The 17,077-nt window shown below is 38.6% G+C and carries 16 protein-coding genes and 1 pseudogene; 5 read left to right on the forward strand and 12 right to left on the reverse strand.

Annotated elements, in window-relative coordinates; genetic code table 11:
* Positions 1 to 16 precede the first annotated feature (16 nt).
* Both FHG08_RS12940 and FHG08_RS12945 read right to left on the reverse strand, forming a co-directional pair.
* Positions 17 to 874 carry a DUF692 domain-containing protein gene (locus tag FHG08_RS12940; protein ID WP_010388581.1) on the reverse strand — a complete coding sequence of 286 codons (858 nt, stop codon included), beginning with the start codon at positions 872 to 874 and terminating at the stop codon, positions 17 to 19.
* A gap of 73 nt (positions 875 to 947) precedes the next feature.
* Positions 948 to 1,259: pseudogene (locus FHG08_RS12945) on the reverse strand (hypothetical protein); the annotation flags it as partial.
* 190 nt (positions 1,260 to 1,449) lie between these two features.
* Between FHG08_RS12945 and FHG08_RS12950 the strand changes: the two are divergent.
* Positions 1,450 to 2,430, forward strand: coding sequence for a tRNA-dihydrouridine synthase (locus FHG08_RS12950; RefSeq protein ID WP_178956232.1), 981 nt, complete (start codon positions 1,450 to 1,452; stop codon positions 2,428 to 2,430).
* A 59-nt stretch (positions 2,431 to 2,489) separates the two neighbouring features.
* Positions 2,490 to 2,816 carry a TraR/DksA C4-type zinc finger protein gene (locus FHG08_RS12955; protein WP_178956233.1) on the forward strand — a complete coding sequence of 109 codons (327 nt, stop codon included), beginning with the start codon at positions 2,490 to 2,492 and terminating at the stop codon, positions 2,814 to 2,816.
* Between the two features lie 14 nt (positions 2,817 to 2,830).
* On the opposite strand, the gene FHG08_RS12960 is transcribed toward FHG08_RS12955, so the two are convergent.
* The 9 genes from FHG08_RS12960 to pyrC form a co-directional block, all read right to left on the reverse strand.
* Positions 2,831 to 3,874 (reverse strand): hypothetical protein, encoded by a 1,044-nt coding sequence (locus FHG08_RS12960; protein ID WP_178956234.1) that lies wholly within the window; start codon positions 3,872 to 3,874, stop codon positions 2,831 to 2,833.
* Positions 3,875 to 3,935: 61 nt separating this feature from the next.
* Positions 3,936 to 5,195, reverse strand: coding sequence for a tetratricopeptide repeat protein (locus tag FHG08_RS12965; protein WP_138609409.1), 1,260 nt, complete (start codon positions 5,193 to 5,195; stop codon positions 3,936 to 3,938).
* Positions 5,196 to 5,206: 11 nt separating this feature from the next.
* The gene (locus tag FHG08_RS12970) at positions 5,207 to 5,821 is read right to left on the reverse strand and encodes an energy transducer TonB (RefSeq protein ID WP_138609411.1); all 615 of its coding nucleotides are present in this window, start codon (positions 5,819 to 5,821) and stop codon (positions 5,207 to 5,209) included.
* Entirely contained in the window at positions 5,821 to 6,225 is a 405-nt protein-coding gene (locus tag FHG08_RS12975) for a biopolymer transporter ExbD (RefSeq protein WP_138609413.1), read from the reverse strand. The genes FHG08_RS12970 and FHG08_RS12975 overlap by 1 nt, the downstream gene beginning before the upstream one ends.
* Positions 6,226 to 6,239: 14 nt before the next feature.
* On the reverse strand, positions 6,240 to 6,764 hold the full coding sequence (locus FHG08_RS12980) for a MotA/TolQ/ExbB proton channel family protein (protein WP_004588135.1): 525 nt from the start codon (positions 6,762 to 6,764) through the stop codon (positions 6,240 to 6,242).
* Positions 6,764 to 8,128, reverse strand: a complete 1,365-nt coding sequence (locus tag FHG08_RS12985) for a MotA/TolQ/ExbB proton channel family protein (protein ID WP_010388563.1) — start codon at positions 8,126 to 8,128, stop codon at positions 6,764 to 6,766. The genes FHG08_RS12980 and FHG08_RS12985 overlap by 1 nt, the downstream gene beginning before the upstream one ends.
* A 6-nt stretch (positions 8,129 to 8,134) precedes the next feature.
* A complete protein-coding gene (locus FHG08_RS12990) occupies positions 8,135 to 8,905 on the reverse strand; it encodes a DUF3450 domain-containing protein (protein ID WP_013465204.1) in 771 nt (256 codons plus the stop codon).
* 881 nt (positions 8,906 to 9,786) lie between these two features.
* Positions 9,787 to 9,990 carry a cold-shock protein gene (locus tag FHG08_RS12995; RefSeq protein WP_004588138.1) on the reverse strand — a complete coding sequence of 68 codons (204 nt, stop codon included), beginning with the start codon at positions 9,988 to 9,990 and terminating at the stop codon, positions 9,787 to 9,789.
* Between the two features lie 407 nt (positions 9,991 to 10,397).
* Positions 10,398 to 11,438 carry a dihydroorotase gene (pyrC, locus tag FHG08_RS13000; protein WP_178956235.1) on the reverse strand — a complete coding sequence of 347 codons (1,041 nt, stop codon included), beginning with the start codon at positions 11,436 to 11,438 and terminating at the stop codon, positions 10,398 to 10,400.
* 203 nt (positions 11,439 to 11,641) lie between these two features.
* On the opposite strand from pyrC, the gene FHG08_RS13005 reads away from it, so the two are divergent.
* The 3 genes from FHG08_RS13005 to FHG08_RS13015 all read left to right on the forward strand — a co-directional run bounded on the left by FHG08_RS13005 (position 11,642) and on the right by FHG08_RS13015 (position 16,259).
* On the forward strand, positions 11,642 to 14,011 hold the full coding sequence (locus FHG08_RS13005) for a GGDEF domain-containing protein (protein WP_178956236.1): 2,370 nt from the start codon (positions 11,642 to 11,644) through the stop codon (positions 14,009 to 14,011).
* A gap of 541 nt (positions 14,012 to 14,552) precedes the next feature.
* Entirely contained in the window at positions 14,553 to 15,440 is an 888-nt protein-coding gene (locus tag FHG08_RS13010; RefSeq protein ID WP_138609418.1) for a LysR family transcriptional regulator, read from the forward strand.
* Between the two features lie 54 nt (positions 15,441 to 15,494).
* Entirely contained in the window at positions 15,495 to 16,259 is a 765-nt protein-coding gene (locus FHG08_RS13015; RefSeq protein ID WP_178956237.1) for a YdcF family protein, read from the forward strand.
* Between the two features lie 120 nt (positions 16,260 to 16,379).
* Here the strand turns inward: FHG08_RS13015 and FHG08_RS13020 are convergent, their stop codons facing one another.
* Positions 16,380 to 16,955, reverse strand: coding sequence for a DedA family protein (locus tag FHG08_RS13020; protein ID WP_178956238.1), 576 nt, complete (start codon positions 16,953 to 16,955; stop codon positions 16,380 to 16,382).
* Positions 16,956 to 17,077: the final 122 nt, after the last annotated feature.

A 17,077-nucleotide genomic window follows, 5' to 3' on the forward strand; every position in this document is an offset into this window, starting at 1 on the left:
TATTAAATTCAAACAGCTAAGCACTTTGTGCTGTTGATAACAACTTAAGGTGCTTTGCCTGTAATTGATGGATTATATCCAGCTCTTTGGTTAACACATTAATAGGCGGAATATTAAAATCTCGCTCTAGCAGTGTGGGAAAAACACCATGTGCTTGATATGCGCTATCGAGCAATTGCCAGACAGGGTCGATAACATCAGCACCATGAGTATCAATAATTAGGTCATCAGCTTCATTGTAGTGACCTGCAACATGGCAATAGGCAATTTTATTAGTTGGTAGCCCACTTAAAAACGCTTGTGCATCATAACCATGATTAATCGAGTTCACATAGATATTATTAACATCTAATAGCAGCTGGCAGTCTGCGTCTTCTAAAATAGCATTGGTAAATTCAAGCTCTGATAGCTGCTGACCAGGGGCACCATAATAAGACACATTTTCCAGCACAAGTGGTCGCTCTAATATATCTTGTACCTGCTTAACCCGAGAAACGACATGTTTTATCGCTTCTTCAGTAAAAGGAATTGGCATTAAGTCATACATATGGCCTTTACCTGAGCAATAGCTTAAATGTTCGCTATAAGCTTTAATATCGTGGTTATCAAAGAAAGATTTTAACGACTTTATAAATTCAATATCAAGCGGCTCAGGCGATCCAATAGAAAGTGACAAACCATGACAAACAAAGTGATTATTATTAGTTAACTGTTTAAATTGCTTTTCAAAGCGCCCACCTAGCTTTAACCAGTTCTCTGGAGCCACTTCCATAAACTCAATTTGTTTTGGTATAGCATGCTCAAGCTCATCTAGCATTTCTCTTCGCAAGCCTAAACCGACCATGCCAAAGTTAGGCGTTTGATTTTGAGCCATAATAAAACCTCATATTAAATAAAAAGGGCCTAATGGCCCTCTCGCTTATCTGAAAAAGAAAAGTTTAGTGGCTACCACCACATTTACCTTCGCCGCACTTGCCTTCTTTTTTGGCCTTAGCATCACCGCCGCATTTACCTTCGCCGCACTTGCCTTCTTTTTTCGCTTTAGCGTCGCCGCCACACTTGCCTTCTTTTTTCGCTTTAGCGTCGCCGCCACATTTTCCTTCGCCGCACTTGCCTTCACCAGCGTCTAATTGATAACCAGCTACCATTTGTTGAAACTCAAATGGATTAGCTTGAACATCAGTACTCGCCATACTTGCGCTGCCAACAACCACTGCGCCTAATGTTAATGCAATTGAGTTTTTCTTTATTGTATTCATTTTTAATTACCTTTTAAACTTGTTGAACATCATTATAAAAGTAGACCGGTATTAAACTAAAAACTTTCAAATTTTCTATTTTTTTTGCAAATAAGTTATTTAACTCTCTATGAACGCTAATAAGCGTTTTATGAATTTATGATTTACAGGTAAACTGGCGCTCCTTTTTTAGTAATACATTAATCACACTATGAAACTTATTTTAGCACCCATGGAAGGTGTCGTTGACTTTAAAATGCGGCAACTCCTCACCGACATAGGCGGCTTCGATCTTTGTGTGACCGAATTTATCCGTGTTGTAGATACTTGCCTTCCAGATAAAGTATTCCACCGTTATTGCCCTGAACTTAAAAATGCGGGACTCACTCGTAGCGGTACTCCGGTTCGTATTCAGTTATTAGGCCAAGTAGCCGACGTGTTAGCAGAAAATGCTGTAAAAGCAATTGGCTTAGGCTCTCATGGCGTTGATTTAAACTTTGGTTGCCCCGCAAAAACAGTCAATAAAAGCAAAGGCGGTGCTGTATTACTCAAAGATCCAGAACATATGTACTCGATTATAAAAACGGTAAGGGATGCCGTTGATGATGAGTATGAGGTAAGTGCTAAAATTCGCTTAGGTTTTGATGATGATAGTAATAGCCAAGAAATTGTCGATGCCGTTGTTAGCGCTGGTGCTAACAGCATTGCAATACATGCAAGAACTAAACGCGATGGCTACAATCCACCCGCCTATTGGGAAAAAATTCCCCCTTTGGTCAAAGATAAAAAAATTGCAGTGGTCGCCAATGGCGAAATTTGGCAAATAGAAGATGCTCTTTTATGCCAAAAACGCAGTGGTTGTCGTGATTTGATGATTGGTCGTGGCGCCCTTTCACATCCTGATCTCGCAAGAAAAATTAAAGCGCAAGTTAATAACGAAAGCTACAACGAGCTCACTTGGGAGAATATTTTACACCATATTATTCATTCATCTATGCACCAAACAGCTAGCAAAGATAATAAATATTTTGCATCTCGAACAAAGCAATGGCTTGGTTATTTAAAACGCCAATATCCACAAGCTGGGCTATTATTTGATGAAATTCGTCGTTTAAAAGCAAAGGATGAGGTAGCCGAAGTATTAAAGAAATATGCGAAAGCGCCACAATTTGATGCAAATCATAACACCTAAACAAATCTAAATAGATAATAGCAGTATCACTACAAATTAACTTAAGGGTTATACTGCTAATGCATCATCAGCAACGACTAAACGATGAAATAGAAAGTGTTAAAGCAACGATATTAGGTTTGTTGTCACAATCAACTCACCCTACACATCAAAACTTGTTCTGCATCCTAACCCAAACATCTAATGAAGAGTGGCTTGATTTAGCAGCTCAACAATTAGGTAATGAGTATAATCCGTTAATTGAACGAATGAACAAGCTTGAAGCAGCAATTAGTCAAATAGATATTGGTCAATATGGCTACTGCTGTGACTGTGAAGAGAAAATATCAGAGCAGCGCTTAGAAAGAGACCCTGCTGCTCAGCGGTGTGATAAGTGCGCTAAGTAGTAGCGCACTTAAGTTTAATTGAGTAATTGCGGTGCAAAACTAAATGATTGCCCTGGATAAAAAATAATATCCTCAACTAATATCCTCGCATCTTCTTCACTAATATTTAAACGTTTTAGTAAATTTAAGCGCGCTTGCGATAATGTCCACGCGTGGTAATGCACCCCAAGATCAGTTTCCATCATCGCTAAATAGAGCCGCTTATTTGCAGCCGTTAATTGCTTATTGTTAGCACGTTGAGGTAATAGCATGTAACCCGTTGACCAATCTAAACCTAATACTTGCGTTTTTTTTAAAAATGTTTCGCTAAGCTGCGATACATCAGAGATACCCACCGTTATTAGCTCGGTTGAGCTTTGCATTGTTTTAAATTTACTATCTATAAGGCTTAGCCACTCAAGCGGCGAAAGTACATCATTTGCAAAATAATTTAGTTTACTTTGGTACCACTGGCTGCCATTTGCAAGACCAGACAACCCAATGCTGCCTCTGGGCTTATACTGCGTTAAGTAATTATTTAATACACTCAGAGACTCATTAAGCTCAATAGGTGTGTCAGTACTATTAATTGCTTGCTGCACATAGTGCTTTAAATAATTATGCTCTATTTTATTAAGCTTTAAGTTACTTTGCTCAGCGGCTTGTAGCTGTGATTTAACAAATATCAGCCACTGCTCAATGTTTTTATACTGAGCATCATTTTTAACTATCGAAAGCATGTTTGATAACACATCAGTGTGTGCAGGCCATGCAAAATAACGCTCTGGAAACCGCTCAGCAATCACCAAATAATTTACTTGATGGGTTTGCGCAGAAGATAACTTCATTTGCATTAGCTGCTGGTAAATAGCGTGGCGACGCGCTAAATATGAATCAGTAAAAGGCAGTTGTTCGTTACTGAGCCCTGTACTGTTTAAGTTCTTTTGTGCACTTAAAGCCGTATTAAGTGATATTAACGCGCTTTGTGCCTCTTCATAAGATGAAAACAAATCAGCTGGCTTTGAGCATGATGCTAAAAGCAAACAAAAGAGCAATGAAATAATAGGCGTTCTGTTCATGTTAATTCCAATAAAAAAAGCCCCAATGGGGCTTTTTAAAAATACTAGAGTACATTAAATATTAAATTTTAACACCGTTGCGAGCGGCTTTATCTTTAATATATGTAGCCCAACCTTTTGCAAATCTACGTGTGGTTGGATCGTCCATAGCTTTAGTAATAGCGGCATGTGCTTGCTTATACTTGCCTTGGTAGTAAAACGCTTCAGCTAGATCTGAATATATAGTACCTTTTTTGTCAGAGCCAAGCTCTAACGCTTTGTTCAAACGAACAACGGCAGCACTAAATTTTTCAGATTGTAGAAGTAATGAACCGGCTTTGCGATAAAGCTCAGCGTCATTATCAAATTTAGCAGCTTCTTCGTAGTACTTAGCAGCCTTCTCTATATCTTTCGAACGATGGTAGTTACTAGCAATCGCACTCATGTTTTGCTTAGTGCGTTTAACTTTTTCTTCTTTAACGGCCTTTTCAAGCGTTACAGCTGCTTTATAAGGAATTTCATTTAAAGAATAGAAATTAGCTAGAACTTTGTATTCAACTTCGTTTTCAAAGTAACCGTTCTTGTAAGCAACTTCCATAGTTGCTAGGCCTTTTTTGTATTCTTCGGTTTGTAAATAATACTTACCTAAGCCTACCCAAGACTTTTTGTCTTCAGGCCATACACGAACGATTTCTTCAGCGACTTTAACCATATTTTGATATTGCTTTTGCTCAAAATAGGCAGCTAATTTAAGTTGATAAGGAGCTTTATTAGGCTCTTTTGCTAACTTAATTGCTTTGTTTGCCGGCTCGAGAACCTCATTAAACTGTTTAAGCTCATAGCTTGCTTGCGCAATACGAGTGTAAACTTTTGGGTCTTCTTCGCCTGTAAAGTCCATCCAATCAGAATATGCTTGCTTTGCGGCATTGTACTGTTCAGTACCTGCATACATGTCACCTAAGGTTTTTAAACCTTGAGCCTGATCGGCAAAGTTTAATACATCTGGTGCAATCGCTGCTTTCATATACTTAATAGCGACTTTGTACTGCTCTTTTTGAGCATACATGCTGCCTAAGTAACGATTAACAGTTGCTTTGTCAAAGTCGTTAGACGGATCTAACTCTTTTAATAAAGCAATTGCACCATCAACATCATCTTCATTATACAAATCAAACGCTTTAATTACTTTTTTACCAGTACGTTCGCCCATGATTTTAGTTTTTGCTTTCTTACGCTCTTCAATTTTCGCGTAATCTGGCGCCGCTAAAACAGGTGCAGTTAATGCTGCACCTGACACAGACATAAGAATTGCAAGTGCAGTTACTTTAGAAAAATTTCTCATTACTCGCCTCCTTAGTTGCCTTGGTTAAGTTTAAAGTCTAGTTGAACTTGTAAACCAACTTGCTTTTGTGGTTTGCCGTCAATGATCTTAGGACGGTATTTCCACTTGCGCAATGCACGTTTAGCTTCACGGTCAAAGATACGTTTTGGATCTGCGTCGATTACATCAACGTCAGTCACACCACCTAACTCATCAATTGTGAATGAAAGTTGAACCCAACCTTCTTTACCATCACGTGCTGCTTGTGTTGGATATTTTGGTTCAATACGAACGATCGGTGTCGCATCACCATCTCGTCCAAATGCACCTGGACCACTCAGTCCACCAGCCGTGCTTCCCACATCGATGCTTGGCATATTAAACGACAAACTCGTACTTGGGTTGCTATTTTCCGGCTGTGGCGGCTGCGGTTTAGGCGGCTGCTTTGGCGGTGGCGGAGGCGGAGGCGGTACACGCTTCCTCTCCTGCACCTTAGATTCAGGCGGATTCGTCATAATTTCGACTATGATCTGCTCTTTTTGTTCCGTATTACGGTCAGCCCCACCAGAGATGAGGTATGCCATGAAGTAGAACAAGCCGAAAGTAACTGCCCCACCTGCAATCAGTGAAAACAGAAAACGAATCATTACTGATCTCCAGCTATTGAAATTCTCAGGTTATCACCTGTCGCTTTAATCTGGTCCATAACTTTAACCACTGTGCCATGTTTTGCTTCTTTGTCAGCTTGCAAAATTACAACATCTGTAGGTTGTTCTGCTAATAAACTTTCAATTTTTGCTGAAACACGTTCAACATCAACTTGCTGTTTATCAATCCAGATTGCACCGTCATTACGAATAGCAATAAAAATATTAGCATTTTTTTGCTTCGTAGCTTGGGCAGCTTTTGGTTTATTGACCTCGATACCAGCCTCTTTAACGAACGATGTAGTTACGATAAAGAAAATAAGCATGATAAATACGATGTCAAGCATTGGCGTCATATCTACCGCTGCTTCTTCTTCTTCACGAAAACGTTGTTTACGTGCCATATTTAATTCTCTCTCTAGTGATGAGGCATACTATCTACAAGTTTGGCTTTCACCATTCTCGCTCTTGCCTCAAGGCGTGAGCTAAAGAATACCCCAGATAGTGCCGCAACCATTCCAGCCATTGTTGGGATTGTTGCCATTGATATGCCTGATGCCATTAAACGTGCATTACCTGTACCTTGGGTTGCCATGGTTTCAAAAACCGCGATCATACCCGTAACAGTGCCAAGTAAGCCTATTAAAGGACATACAGCTACTAATGTTTTAATCAACAACATACGCTGATCTAATTTTTCAGACGCTTCAGAAATCCATGCTTCACGGATTCTGTGTGCGTACCAAGACGTAGTGTCTTGGCGGGCATCCCACTTGGCTACAATATCCTTCGTTAAACGAGGAAATTCAGCAAGTAGGAACCAATAGCGCTCAATCATTAAAACCCACATAAGAAAGAGTGCTATCGCGACCACGTATAAAACCTGGCCGCCTGTGCCAACAAAATCCCTGATAGATTCCCAGATCTCCATCAGGACTAGCATTAGGCTTTCTCCTTCTCCGCGTGAGTCGCGATGATACCCGCGCTTTGCTCATCAAGGATGTGTAATACCGACTTACTACGACCTGCAACAATAGAATGAAGTAGGATAAGTGGTAGAGCTGCAATTAGACCTAGCGCTGTAGTTACAAGTGCTAGAGAGATGTTACCAGCCATGATCTTCGGATCGCCCGTACCGAACAATGTGATTGTTTGGAACGTTAGGATCATACCGATTACCGTACCTAGTAGACCTAGTAATGGTGCGATAGCAGCAAGGATCTTGATGATGTTAATACCCGCTTCGATGCGTGGCGTTTCACGAAGAATCGCTTCATCCAGTTTAAGCTCAAGGTTTTCAACATCTTGGTTTTTGTTGTCAGAGTACACTTTAAGAATACGACCCAGTGGGTTATTTGTATTCGGTGTAGACAAGTTCTTAAGCTGACCTTTGATCTTAGAAGTAGTAAGCGCTAAATCAACGAAACGTACTAAGAAGATTAAAAGACCTACAACAAGTAATACTGTGATGATGTAACCAACTTCAGCACCTTGCTCGTAGTACTCCATAAGAGACTTTTTCTGAGTGTTAATACGTAAAATTGCACCACGTGTAGGATCCACGTACACGCCAGCATAGTTATCAGCTGAAGTACCTTCTAAATCAGAAATACCTTTAAGGATATAGCTGTCAGGTTGCTTACCTAGAGGCTGAATAGATTTAGTCTCTGGTGAGTAGATTAAGTATCCGTCGTCTGTAACTAAGTTGAAGTTACCGATACGTGTTACTTTTTTCATAGACGGGTTACCGTCAAGACCAGCAACTTCAGTTTCAAACGTTGAAACTTTTGCTGATTCAGTCATTTCTGTTTGAAGTGAAATCCAAAGTTCTTCTAGTTCACGAACAGTTGGAAGTTCTTTAGCTGCTGCTAATGAACGAAGTACTTCAGCACGACCTGGTTTTTCAGCACTTACTAAAGATGCTTCAATTGAACCAATCGCGTCAGCTGCTGCACGACGAACAACACCAAACATTTCACCTAACGTACCTTGAGCGTTTTGAAGAGCTTGCTCTTTTTCCGCTAGAGTATTTTCGTTTTGTGCATATTCTTTGCTAAGACGATCACCACGTGCTTTTTCAGCAGCTAGTTGGCTTTTCGCTTTGTTAAGTAACGCTTGCTTATCAGCACGATCTGACAAGAACTCTTGTTCACGTTGCTTATTGATTTTTCCTTCAGAGATACGCTCTTGCTTTACTTGCTCAAGAATTTTATCTAAAGCGTCAGTATTTGCATGTGCATTAAGCGCGGTACCGGCAGAAACAGACAGTACTGCTGCAACAGCAAAACCTTTAAATAGTTTCTTCATTATTGATTACTCCGCGCCAAAAATTGGTAGTTTAACAAGTTCTAGTGTCGCTTGCTTACGTGCCATACGGATCACTTCTTTAACAGGTTTTAGGTATTCTTCACCTAATTCTTTCCACTGTTTAGTGTTGTTATCCCACACCCAAGCGTGTTTTAGATCGAATGATTGCGCTACGTAAGTAATACGACCTAAACGACCGATATCTACGTTAATGCTACGACCATCAACATCTAAAGTACCTTGAGAAGCAGTTACAGCTGAGCTGTATGCTGTTTCAACAGTGTACGCTTCAAGAACCTGACGGAACTTTTCAGACGTTGTTACAGATGCAGATGCCATGATCTCACGTAATCTTTCAACGCGTCCAAGACGAGTTTCAAGGTTAAATGGAACGTCCGCTTTGATGAATTGCTCAAGCGTATCGATCATGCGATACATCAAAGGCACAACGTTTTGTTTAGTGTTATCGATAGTCGCGATTTGACGATCGAACGATGCGATAGACGCGTTTTGGTCTGCGACCAAACGTGCTACGTGATCGTTGTACACTTTCATAAGTTCAGTCTCATCAACGATGCTACGGTACTCAGCGATTAGCTCCTGAGTTTGACCATATACATTGTCAATTTTAGTTTGAGACTTAACCGCAGCCTTTTGAATTGTTTGACCTGCTTTTTGCACGTCATTCAAAGGATCTGCAATCACATTGCTGCTTGCAAATGCAAAAGCGCCAACCAACGCAGTTGCTACAAGACTCTTTCTGATTTTAACAGACATAGTTCCCAACCAATTAAGTAATGTTACTTTTATAATTTAATTATCAACCCGCTAAGGGGAAGACAACCCTGATATCTTTTAATAGATATCAACTTACCAATAATGCTAAATGCATCATGTCATGTCAACTTCATGTTTAGCATAACCTATAAATAAATCAGCTTGTTTGTAAGATATTTACTGGGCTTGAACAAAAAAATTAACATTATTATAACTAACGTGATAAACACAATTTCTGCAAGCCCTGATATAGTAAGAATAACGATAACCACCACTGTTAATGTAAACAAAAATATAACATTTAAAATTAACTTAATCGTTGCTGAAAAAAAATTAAAAATAAGCTAATTTTCTGTCCCGAATATTCATTTCGAAGGTTTTTTAACGCTTTTTACACAAAAAATACAGCTAATCGTTATTATTAGGTTATTCATCGCATAATAATAATGACGTGCAGATTTAATAAAAAGCAATACAAAGGAGGGGAAGGTGATTACAAAAAATCATTTTTATTAACACCTGTGTTTTTTATCTTTATTAGCCTAAAGGCCTTATCCATTTTTAATATTTTTCCAAGCCCCAACCTCAACCTTAAGCAGTTATATCATCTCTGAAGGATTAGAGTCAGATAGACTAATCGTAAGATTAAATAAAGAATCTTTAATGCCCGATAGAATATTTAAATCATCAAGGTTTAAATTAATTAGATAGATAGATAGATAGATAGATAGATAGATAGATAGATAGATAGATAGAAGTTTGACTGAAGAAAGATATAAAAAGGAATGGTTTAGAAAGTTCAAAAAGTTTTGCACATTTTAATGAATTATGGTGAAACAGGTTAGTGCTTCACCACGATGAACTTAGGTTCACATAATAAATTATGCTACTTCTACGTTCTCAGCTTCTGGGCCTTTTTGACCTTGCTTGATGCTGAAAGTCACTGCTTGACCTTCGCTAAGAGTGCGAAAACCAGAACCAGTGATTGCGCTGAAATGTACAAACACGTCAGGACCATTTTCTTGTTCAATGAAACCAAAGCCTTTAGCTTCGTTGAAAAATTTTACTTTACCAGTAACCGACATACTAAATTTTCCTGTAAGTCAATAATTAAAATTCAGCCATATTATTATGGCAATATCCTCCCTGAGTCAATGCCCAAAAAACTGGAGGTGATAGTACAGGAAGAAGTAATAACCAAACCGGTAACCTTAAACGCAGCACAATACCGTAATTCAATACGCAAAAACTCAAAGCCAATTAAGGTTAACACATTAATATTTTTTTAGCTCTATTAATTGGGATTTATTTTTGAAGATTCATCGATTTATTACTTTCTTTGTAAGTTTCTAATTTTTAACGGGATAAACAGTTCATAATTTGTGTTTTTTATAAACAGAGTGTATTTTTTTAAAATATTGCCGATCTGCACAGCTTTTTGCTAACTTAAAATAAAAAAACCACCTTAGTTTTAGGTGGTTTTAAATTCTAATTATTTAACTTGCCAGTCAATAACACTATCTGCTTTGATTGGTACAACTTCTGAGTCCCCTAGCGAATAACTTGCTGGCACTGTCCAAGGTGCTTTCTCTAAGGTAATAGTGTCTTTATTACGCGCTAGACCATAAAAATCTGGGCCGAAGTGACTTGCAAAGCCCTCTAACTTATCAAGCGCCCCTGCCTCTTCAAAAGCTTCAGCATAAAGTTCAATAGCTGCGTGCGCAGTATAAGCACCCGCACAGCCACATGCTGCCTCTTTTTTGTCTTTGTAATGCGGGGCTGAATCCGTGCCTAAAAAGAATTTTTTACTACCACTTGTAGCTGCCGCCATGAGCGCTTGTTGATGAATATTACGCTTTAATATAGGTAAGCAATAATAATGTGGGCGTATACCCCCTGCTAGCATATGGTTGCGGTTATATAACAAATGATGAGCAGTAATTGTAGCTGCTACATTAGCCGAAGCATTTTCAACAAACTCTACCGCATCTTTTGTTGTTATATGTTCAAGGACAATTTTAAGCTCAGGAAAATCTGCGACAACGTCGCCTAAAATAGTATCTAAAAACACTTTTTCACGATCGAATATATCAATAGAAGAGTCAGTAACTTCACCATGTACGAGTAAAAGCATGCCAACTTCTTGCATTGCTTTTAATACTGGATAAATATTTTTTACTGATGTTACACCAGAATCTGAGTTAGTTGTTGCGCCCGCTGGGTAGAGTTTAGCTGCAAAAATTTTACCTGTCGCTTTTGCTTTTTTTATTTCATCAGGCGTCGTTTTGTCGGTAAGGTAAAGCACCATTAAAGGTTCAAACTGCCCTTGAGGTTTTGCAGCCATAATTCGCTCTCGATACGATAATGCGGTTTCTGTACACGTTGCTGGCGGAACTAAATTTGGCATAATAATCGCGCGGCCCATATAGCGGCTAATATCACGCACCGTATCTTTTAACTGATCTCCATCACGTAAATGAACATGCCAATCATCGGGTCTAGTAATCGTTAAAGTTGTCATTTTGCTCGTCATCGTAAAGTCCTAATGCTTAAGTTAACTGATCATAGGCATATGGTGATTTCGAGTAAAGGGCTTATTAGAAATAATCCTTAGATACTACATTTAAAGTTAACTTTACACTTCATGATTCTCATTTAACGTTTTATTTTGTAGAAACGTTAATATTAGGTTAACGTATGTACCTTTAATAATTATAAGGCCTCCCAAAGCTGCCTATGTCGAATACTATCGATACCACTAAAGCGCTCGAAACTAAAACGGATCAGTTGAGTATAATCAATCAGTTCTCATCAAGTTTATTGCAACTGAATACGTTAGAAGCGCTTTTTAGTTACGTCACCACACAAGTTGTTAATCGACTTGGGTTTGTAGATTGTGTTATCTACTTAGCAGATGACAGTCAGTCTTTGCTAAATCAAGTAGCTTCTATGGGTATTAAAAACGGGCATATCAGTTATCAATCTGAGCGAAAAATCATTCGCTTTAGCGAAGGCATTACAGGTTATGCAGCATCTACAGGCCAAGCTTTAATAATTGGCGATGTAACTAAAGACAACCGTTACATAGCTGATGAGCGCCCGGCTCAATCAGAAATATGCGTACCCTTGATATACAAAGATCGTGTCCTAGGGGTTATAGATTGTGAGCACCCAATAAAAAATTACTTTACTAGTTCACATTTAGAGATTTTAACCACCGTAGCTCACTTACTAAGTGCAAAAATCAATCAAGTGAATACCGTTAATAGCTTGCAAGACACTGTTATGCAGCTAAACAATGCACAAAAATTAGAAAGCAGCCTATTGCAAATAGCTAATTTAACTTATAAAGCACAAAATTTAGACACCTTCTTTCAATCTTTGCATGCGATTATTGACAGCTTATTGACTGCGAGTAACTTTTTTATTGCGCTGTACGACAAAAAAGAAGACGCGCTCGACTTTGTTTATACTGTTGAAGGCGGTGTACAAACAAATACCCACAAAGTTATTTCAAAAGAGCAACTAAAAGAAACAGCCTCTTACTATTTGCTGATTAATGAACGCCCACTGTTACTCAATAAACAGCAATACTTTGAACATATTGCACAAGGCCATTTTAAGCTAGTAGGTGAACAAGCGGATTCATGGCTAGGCGTGCCTTTTAAAGTTAATGAGCGCATGAGTGGCGTTATTGTCGTGCAAAGCTATGACAATCAACATTATTACAATGAACATGATAGCTCGTTGCTAACCTATGTAAGTCGACAAATAAGCATGGTTATAGATCGGCATTTAGCTCGTCAAGAGCTTGAGCACAAAGCGCTGCACGATGAGCTAACTGGGCTTGCAAACCGGTCGCTATTAATAGAAAGGATGAAGCATGCAATTTTACGCCTAAATCGCGCAAAAAAAGGCACTTTTCATGCCCTGCTCTATCTGGATTTTGACCGCTTTAAAAGTATTAATGATTCATTAGGCCATGAAGTAGGCGATCACTTTTTAATTGCTATATGTAAGCTTATTACTAAAACCGTTCGCAATACCGATACTTTCTCTCGCTTAGGTGGCGATGAGTTTGCTATTTTCATGGAAAATCTTAGTCATCGTGATCAAGTAAACGTTGCCCTGACTCGTATTAAAACGGCACTATCTGAACCCGTTAATATTGATGGCCATTTACTGCAACCGTCCACCAGCATTGGCGTAGCATTTAGTGACAACGTAAATGATGAAGCATTTGTATTATTACAACAATCCGATGCGGCTATGTATGAGGCAAAATCATCAGGACGTGGTCAAGTTAAGTTTTTTAATAATGTGATGCGTAATAAGCTAAAAACGCGTGCAGATCTTGAAAACGACTTACAGCACGGTATTGAGCATAATGAATTTGAACTGTATTTTCAGCCTATATTTACTATTAACAGTAGTGAAGTTATAGGGTTTGAAGCTCTTGTACGTTGGCATCATCCAAAGAAAGGGTTTGTATCACCGAGCGACTTTATTCCAATTGCAGAAAAGACCGGGCAAATTACTAACTTAGACTTGCATTTACTCGACCTCGCAGCGCAACATATTGCTTTGTGGCAACAACAAGGTCATCGCTTTTTACGTGTCACGGTTAATGTATCGTCTCGACACTTTGCCAGCTTAGAGTTTCTAGAGCAGCTCCATGAAATTTATAAAAAATACCAACTACCATTAGGCTCATTGTGTCTTGAAATAACAGAGTCGGGGTTAATTGAAAATTTAGAATTAGCGACGCAAATTATACAGGGATTATCGCCTTTAAAAGTATTGCTTTGCCTAGACGATTTTGGCACTGGCTACTCTGCCTTAGGTTACTTGCATCAACTGCCTATTCATGTGCTAAAAATTGATAAAAGCTTTATTGATAATTTAAAAGCTACTGCTAACCCGTTAATAGATGCTATTTTAACCTTGGCTATTTCTTTAGATCTTATTGTTATAGCCGAGGGAATAGAAACCGCTGAACAACTTACTATTTTACAAAAAACCCAATGTGATTATGGGCAAGGCTTTTTAAAATCAAAACCGGTTACAGCAAAAGAGGCTATTTCACTAATACACACCCCTCTTTAATAGGCTAAGCACAGCTGGAATTTACAATCTCAAGTATTCAGGATTAAACTGACCGCTGTGCTTACTCGCTCTAATACTCTTAAATAATTTAACCCGGTTTGTAAGAGCGTACCAATTAAGCCTTGATGCTAACCTTAACAAAATGTTTTACAACAACACAGTAATTGTTAAACACATAACTTATTCCATAACCAAACTCACCCTACTCTGTTTTTAATTTCTGTTTAACTATTCAACCTAATTTATATAATTCACCGATATAAAAATTCATTACAAATTTTTAGATAATATTAGGGCCTATTGATTTCACAATCATCGACAAGCACCCATTTAACACCTTAATTTAACATGAGCTAAATTCAACAACAAACAAATAACAAAACATCATCTGACTGTGTAAAGTTAATAAATTTAATGTTTGCAGTAAAAAACACACCAAATCTAATTGTTATAGCCATCTAGACGTTGAAACGATTTTTAGATAGGCGTAGTATGTAGTTAATCTAAGCAATACTCACCACAGCCATGAGATTTATTAAAGATGATTGACATTAAACACCTAAAAACTATAGCGACCCTCAAAGAAACGGGATCGTTAGTTAATACAGCCCGCGAGCTATTTTTAACTCAGTCAGCTTTATCGCATCAGATTAAAGATTTAGAAAATAAATTAGATTGCCAGTTGTTCGAACGAAAAACTCAACCAGTCCGATTTACACCTCAAGGTATGTTATTACTTGAATTGGCACACGAAATATTACCTAAGTTAGAAGCAACTAAATGCCGATTAAAGGAAAGTTTAAATCAGCCAATCTCACAACTGCGTCTAAGTGTTGAATGCCATGCATGCTTTCACTGGTTATTGCCTACTATTAAAGAATTTAATAATTTCTGGCCTGACATAAAGATTGATTACGAGCGTGGTTTTAGTTACGACGCCATCCCAGATTTATTAAATGATGAATTAGACCTAGTGCTTACATCAGATGTGCGTGAACCCGACAAACTAGAATACGCCCACCTATTTGACTTTAAACTTAAGCTAATAGTGGCGCCGGATCATGACTTAGCTAAAAAAGCCTACGTAACTGCGCTTGATTTAAAAAACGAAACTATTATTTCTTACCCTATTCCGCGTGAGCGCCAAGATATATTTAAGCATTTTATTCAAAATGCACGTTTTGACGGCACGCTTAAAACAGTTGATCAAGGCTTACTTATATTTCAATTAGTCAGTGCAGGTATGGGGGTAGCGGCCCTACCCGACTGGCTAGTTACCCCTTATGAAAGCCAGGGGTTAATTAAGTCAATTCCATTGGGCGCACTGGGTTTAACCCGCCCGATGTACTTAGCGATGAAAAAAGAGATGAAAGACAATCCAGTTTACCGTCACTTTTTAAACACCTGTAAATTAAATAACGGTCGATAAATCTTAAGCTTATGAGTAACATATTGGTAAATATATTCAACTGTGTTACTCATTATGTTTGAACTTAAAAAAATACTGGGCGGCTTACTTATGCCGTTACCTTTACTGGGCTTGCTTAGTCTGATACTACTTATTTTTGCACTCAAACAACGAAAGCGTGTTATTACCTTATCTTTTTTGAGTCTCGCAACCTTATTACTTGCCAGCACGCCTTGGTTTGCCAACTTATTGATTAAACATAATCAACCTACTTCATTGGCTTTTAATTTCCTTAAGCACCCCAAAATAGACAAAATTGTGGTGCTTGGCTGTGATATAAACCCTAACCCGGCACTCAGCGCTAACAGTCAGCTAGGAAATTGTGCATTAACACGTTTAGTGGAAGGCATTAGGCTCGCAAATATATATCCGCGAGCTCAGCTAATTGTATCGGGTGGGGGTTATGAAAAAATCACCAACAGCGCACTCATGTATAAAACGGCAATTAGCTTGGGTATTAATAAAAATCGTATTGTACAAAATCCAAACGCAATGGACACAGCGCAAGAAGCCGCATTTTTAGCCTCAAAACTTGTCGACTATAATACCGCTTTAGTTACCTCTGTAAGTCATATGCCCAGAGCAATAAATTTATTCAATGCACAAGGTGTCGCAGCAATCCCAGCAGCAACTGACTACCACAACTTTGCCGCTTACCCGCGGTACAAGCAACTCATACCCAACGCAAAAGCATTATTAGTGGTAACTCAATTTGCCCATGAAGTTGTCGGTGATGCATGGATAAAAATACGTCGTACAATAAATCCGGAAGCTCTTTGATTTATTAAATCTTTATTTAGCTAAATATATTATCCCCCTGAAAAACTGCGGTAATTAGTTTATTAACAGGGGGTATTAAAAAATAAAAAACACGATTAGCTATAAACAAGCCTATATTTGTTATTGTTGATGGGTTTTAACCTCTGCAGCCTGGTTCCAAAGACGATACAGTGTGAGCAAGAATACACAAAGAAATAATAAACTGAGGGCTGTTAGGTTCTCAACCCCTAAAGAATCAAAGGTAGCGCCAAAAGTAAAGCCTCCACCAACTAAAACAACGACCCAAACCAGTGCAGAGCATGCGTTTAATAGGCTAAAACGGCGCCAACTAATCGAGGTGAGCCCAATCGGTAGAGCACCAATAGTACGAAGCCCTTTTGGATACCGATATAAAAAAATGTAGGCAGTGCCATAACGATTTGCAAGCTCAGTGGCTCTTTTAAATAACCGACCTAGTCGGTTTGGCTTTTCAAGCCATGTAGTGCCATATGTTCTTGCGAGAGCAAATCGTAATTCATCCCCCAAATATCCGCCCGTAAAAGCTACCAGAGCAACATAACCAACATCAAGTGCACCGGTATGTGCAGCATAGCCTGCAAATAAGGGTAACCACCCACTTTTTAAAGCACAATAACCAAAAAGTAACAAATAAACCAACAACCCATATTGCTGTATTAAATCCAACATGCCTTCCATTTTATACCTTTATGTTGAATTGCCTGGCGGCGAGAAAATAACATTTTAATTTAAACGGGATAATTGCAGCGAAAGATCTGTTATGTACCAATGCAATAGAAGCTTCCTTTGGCTTGATAAAG

The organism is Pseudoalteromonas sp. Scap03 (assembly GCF_013393115.1).
Lineage (GTDB): Bacteria > Pseudomonadota > Gammaproteobacteria > Enterobacterales > Alteromonadaceae > Pseudoalteromonas.

Excerpts from the sequence above, each read along its gene's own strand:
- FHG08_RS13015 (WP_178956237.1), top strand. The coding sequence starts at position 15,495 with ATGTTTGAACTTAAAAAAATACTGGGCGGCTTACTTATGCCGTTACCT.
- FHG08_RS12980 (WP_004588135.1), bottom strand. The coding sequence starts at position 6,764 with ATGCTAGTCCTGATGGAGATCTGGGAATCTATCAGGGATTTTGTTGGC.
- FHG08_RS12950 (WP_178956232.1), top strand. The coding sequence starts at position 1,450 with ATGAAACTTATTTTAGCACCCATGGAAGGTGTCGTTGACTTTAAAATG.
- FHG08_RS12990 (WP_013465204.1), bottom strand. The coding sequence starts at position 8,905 with ATGTCTGTTAAAATCAGAAAGAGTCTTGTAGCAACTGCGTTGGTTGGC.
- FHG08_RS12965 (WP_138609409.1), bottom strand. The coding sequence starts at position 5,195 with ATGAGAAATTTTTCTAAAGTAACTGCACTTGCAATTCTTATGTCTGTG.
- FHG08_RS12960 (WP_178956234.1), bottom strand. The coding sequence starts at position 3,874 with ATGAACAGAACGCCTATTATTTCATTGCTCTTTTGTTTGCTTTTAGCA.
- FHG08_RS12985 (WP_010388563.1), bottom strand. The coding sequence starts at position 8,128 with ATGAAGAAACTATTTAAAGGTTTTGCTGTTGCAGCAGTACTGTCTGTT.
- FHG08_RS13020 (WP_178956238.1), bottom strand. The coding sequence starts at position 16,955 with ATGGAAGGCATGTTGGATTTAATACAGCAATATGGGTTGTTGGTTTAT.
- FHG08_RS12940 (WP_010388581.1), bottom strand. The coding sequence starts at position 874 with ATGGCTCAAAATCAAACGCCTAACTTTGGCATGGTCGGTTTAGGCTTG.
- FHG08_RS13005 (WP_178956236.1), top strand. The coding sequence starts at position 11,642 with ATGTCGAATACTATCGATACCACTAAAGCGCTCGAAACTAAAACGGAT.
- pyrC (WP_178956235.1), bottom strand. The coding sequence starts at position 11,438 with ATGACGAGCAAAATGACAACTTTAACGATTACTAGACCCGATGATTGG.
- FHG08_RS12995 (WP_004588138.1), bottom strand. The coding sequence starts at position 9,990 with ATGTCGGTTACTGGTAAAGTAAAATTTTTCAACGAAGCTAAAGGCTTT.
- FHG08_RS12970 (WP_138609411.1), bottom strand. The coding sequence starts at position 5,821 with ATGATTCGTTTTCTGTTTTCACTGATTGCAGGTGGGGCAGTTACTTTC.
- FHG08_RS13010 (WP_138609418.1), top strand. The coding sequence starts at position 14,553 with ATGATTGACATTAAACACCTAAAAACTATAGCGACCCTCAAAGAAACG.
- FHG08_RS12975 (WP_138609413.1), bottom strand. The coding sequence starts at position 6,225 with ATGGCACGTAAACAACGTTTTCGTGAAGAAGAAGAAGCAGCGGTAGAT.
- FHG08_RS12955 (WP_178956233.1), top strand. The coding sequence starts at position 2,490 with ATGCATCATCAGCAACGACTAAACGATGAAATAGAAAGTGTTAAAGCA.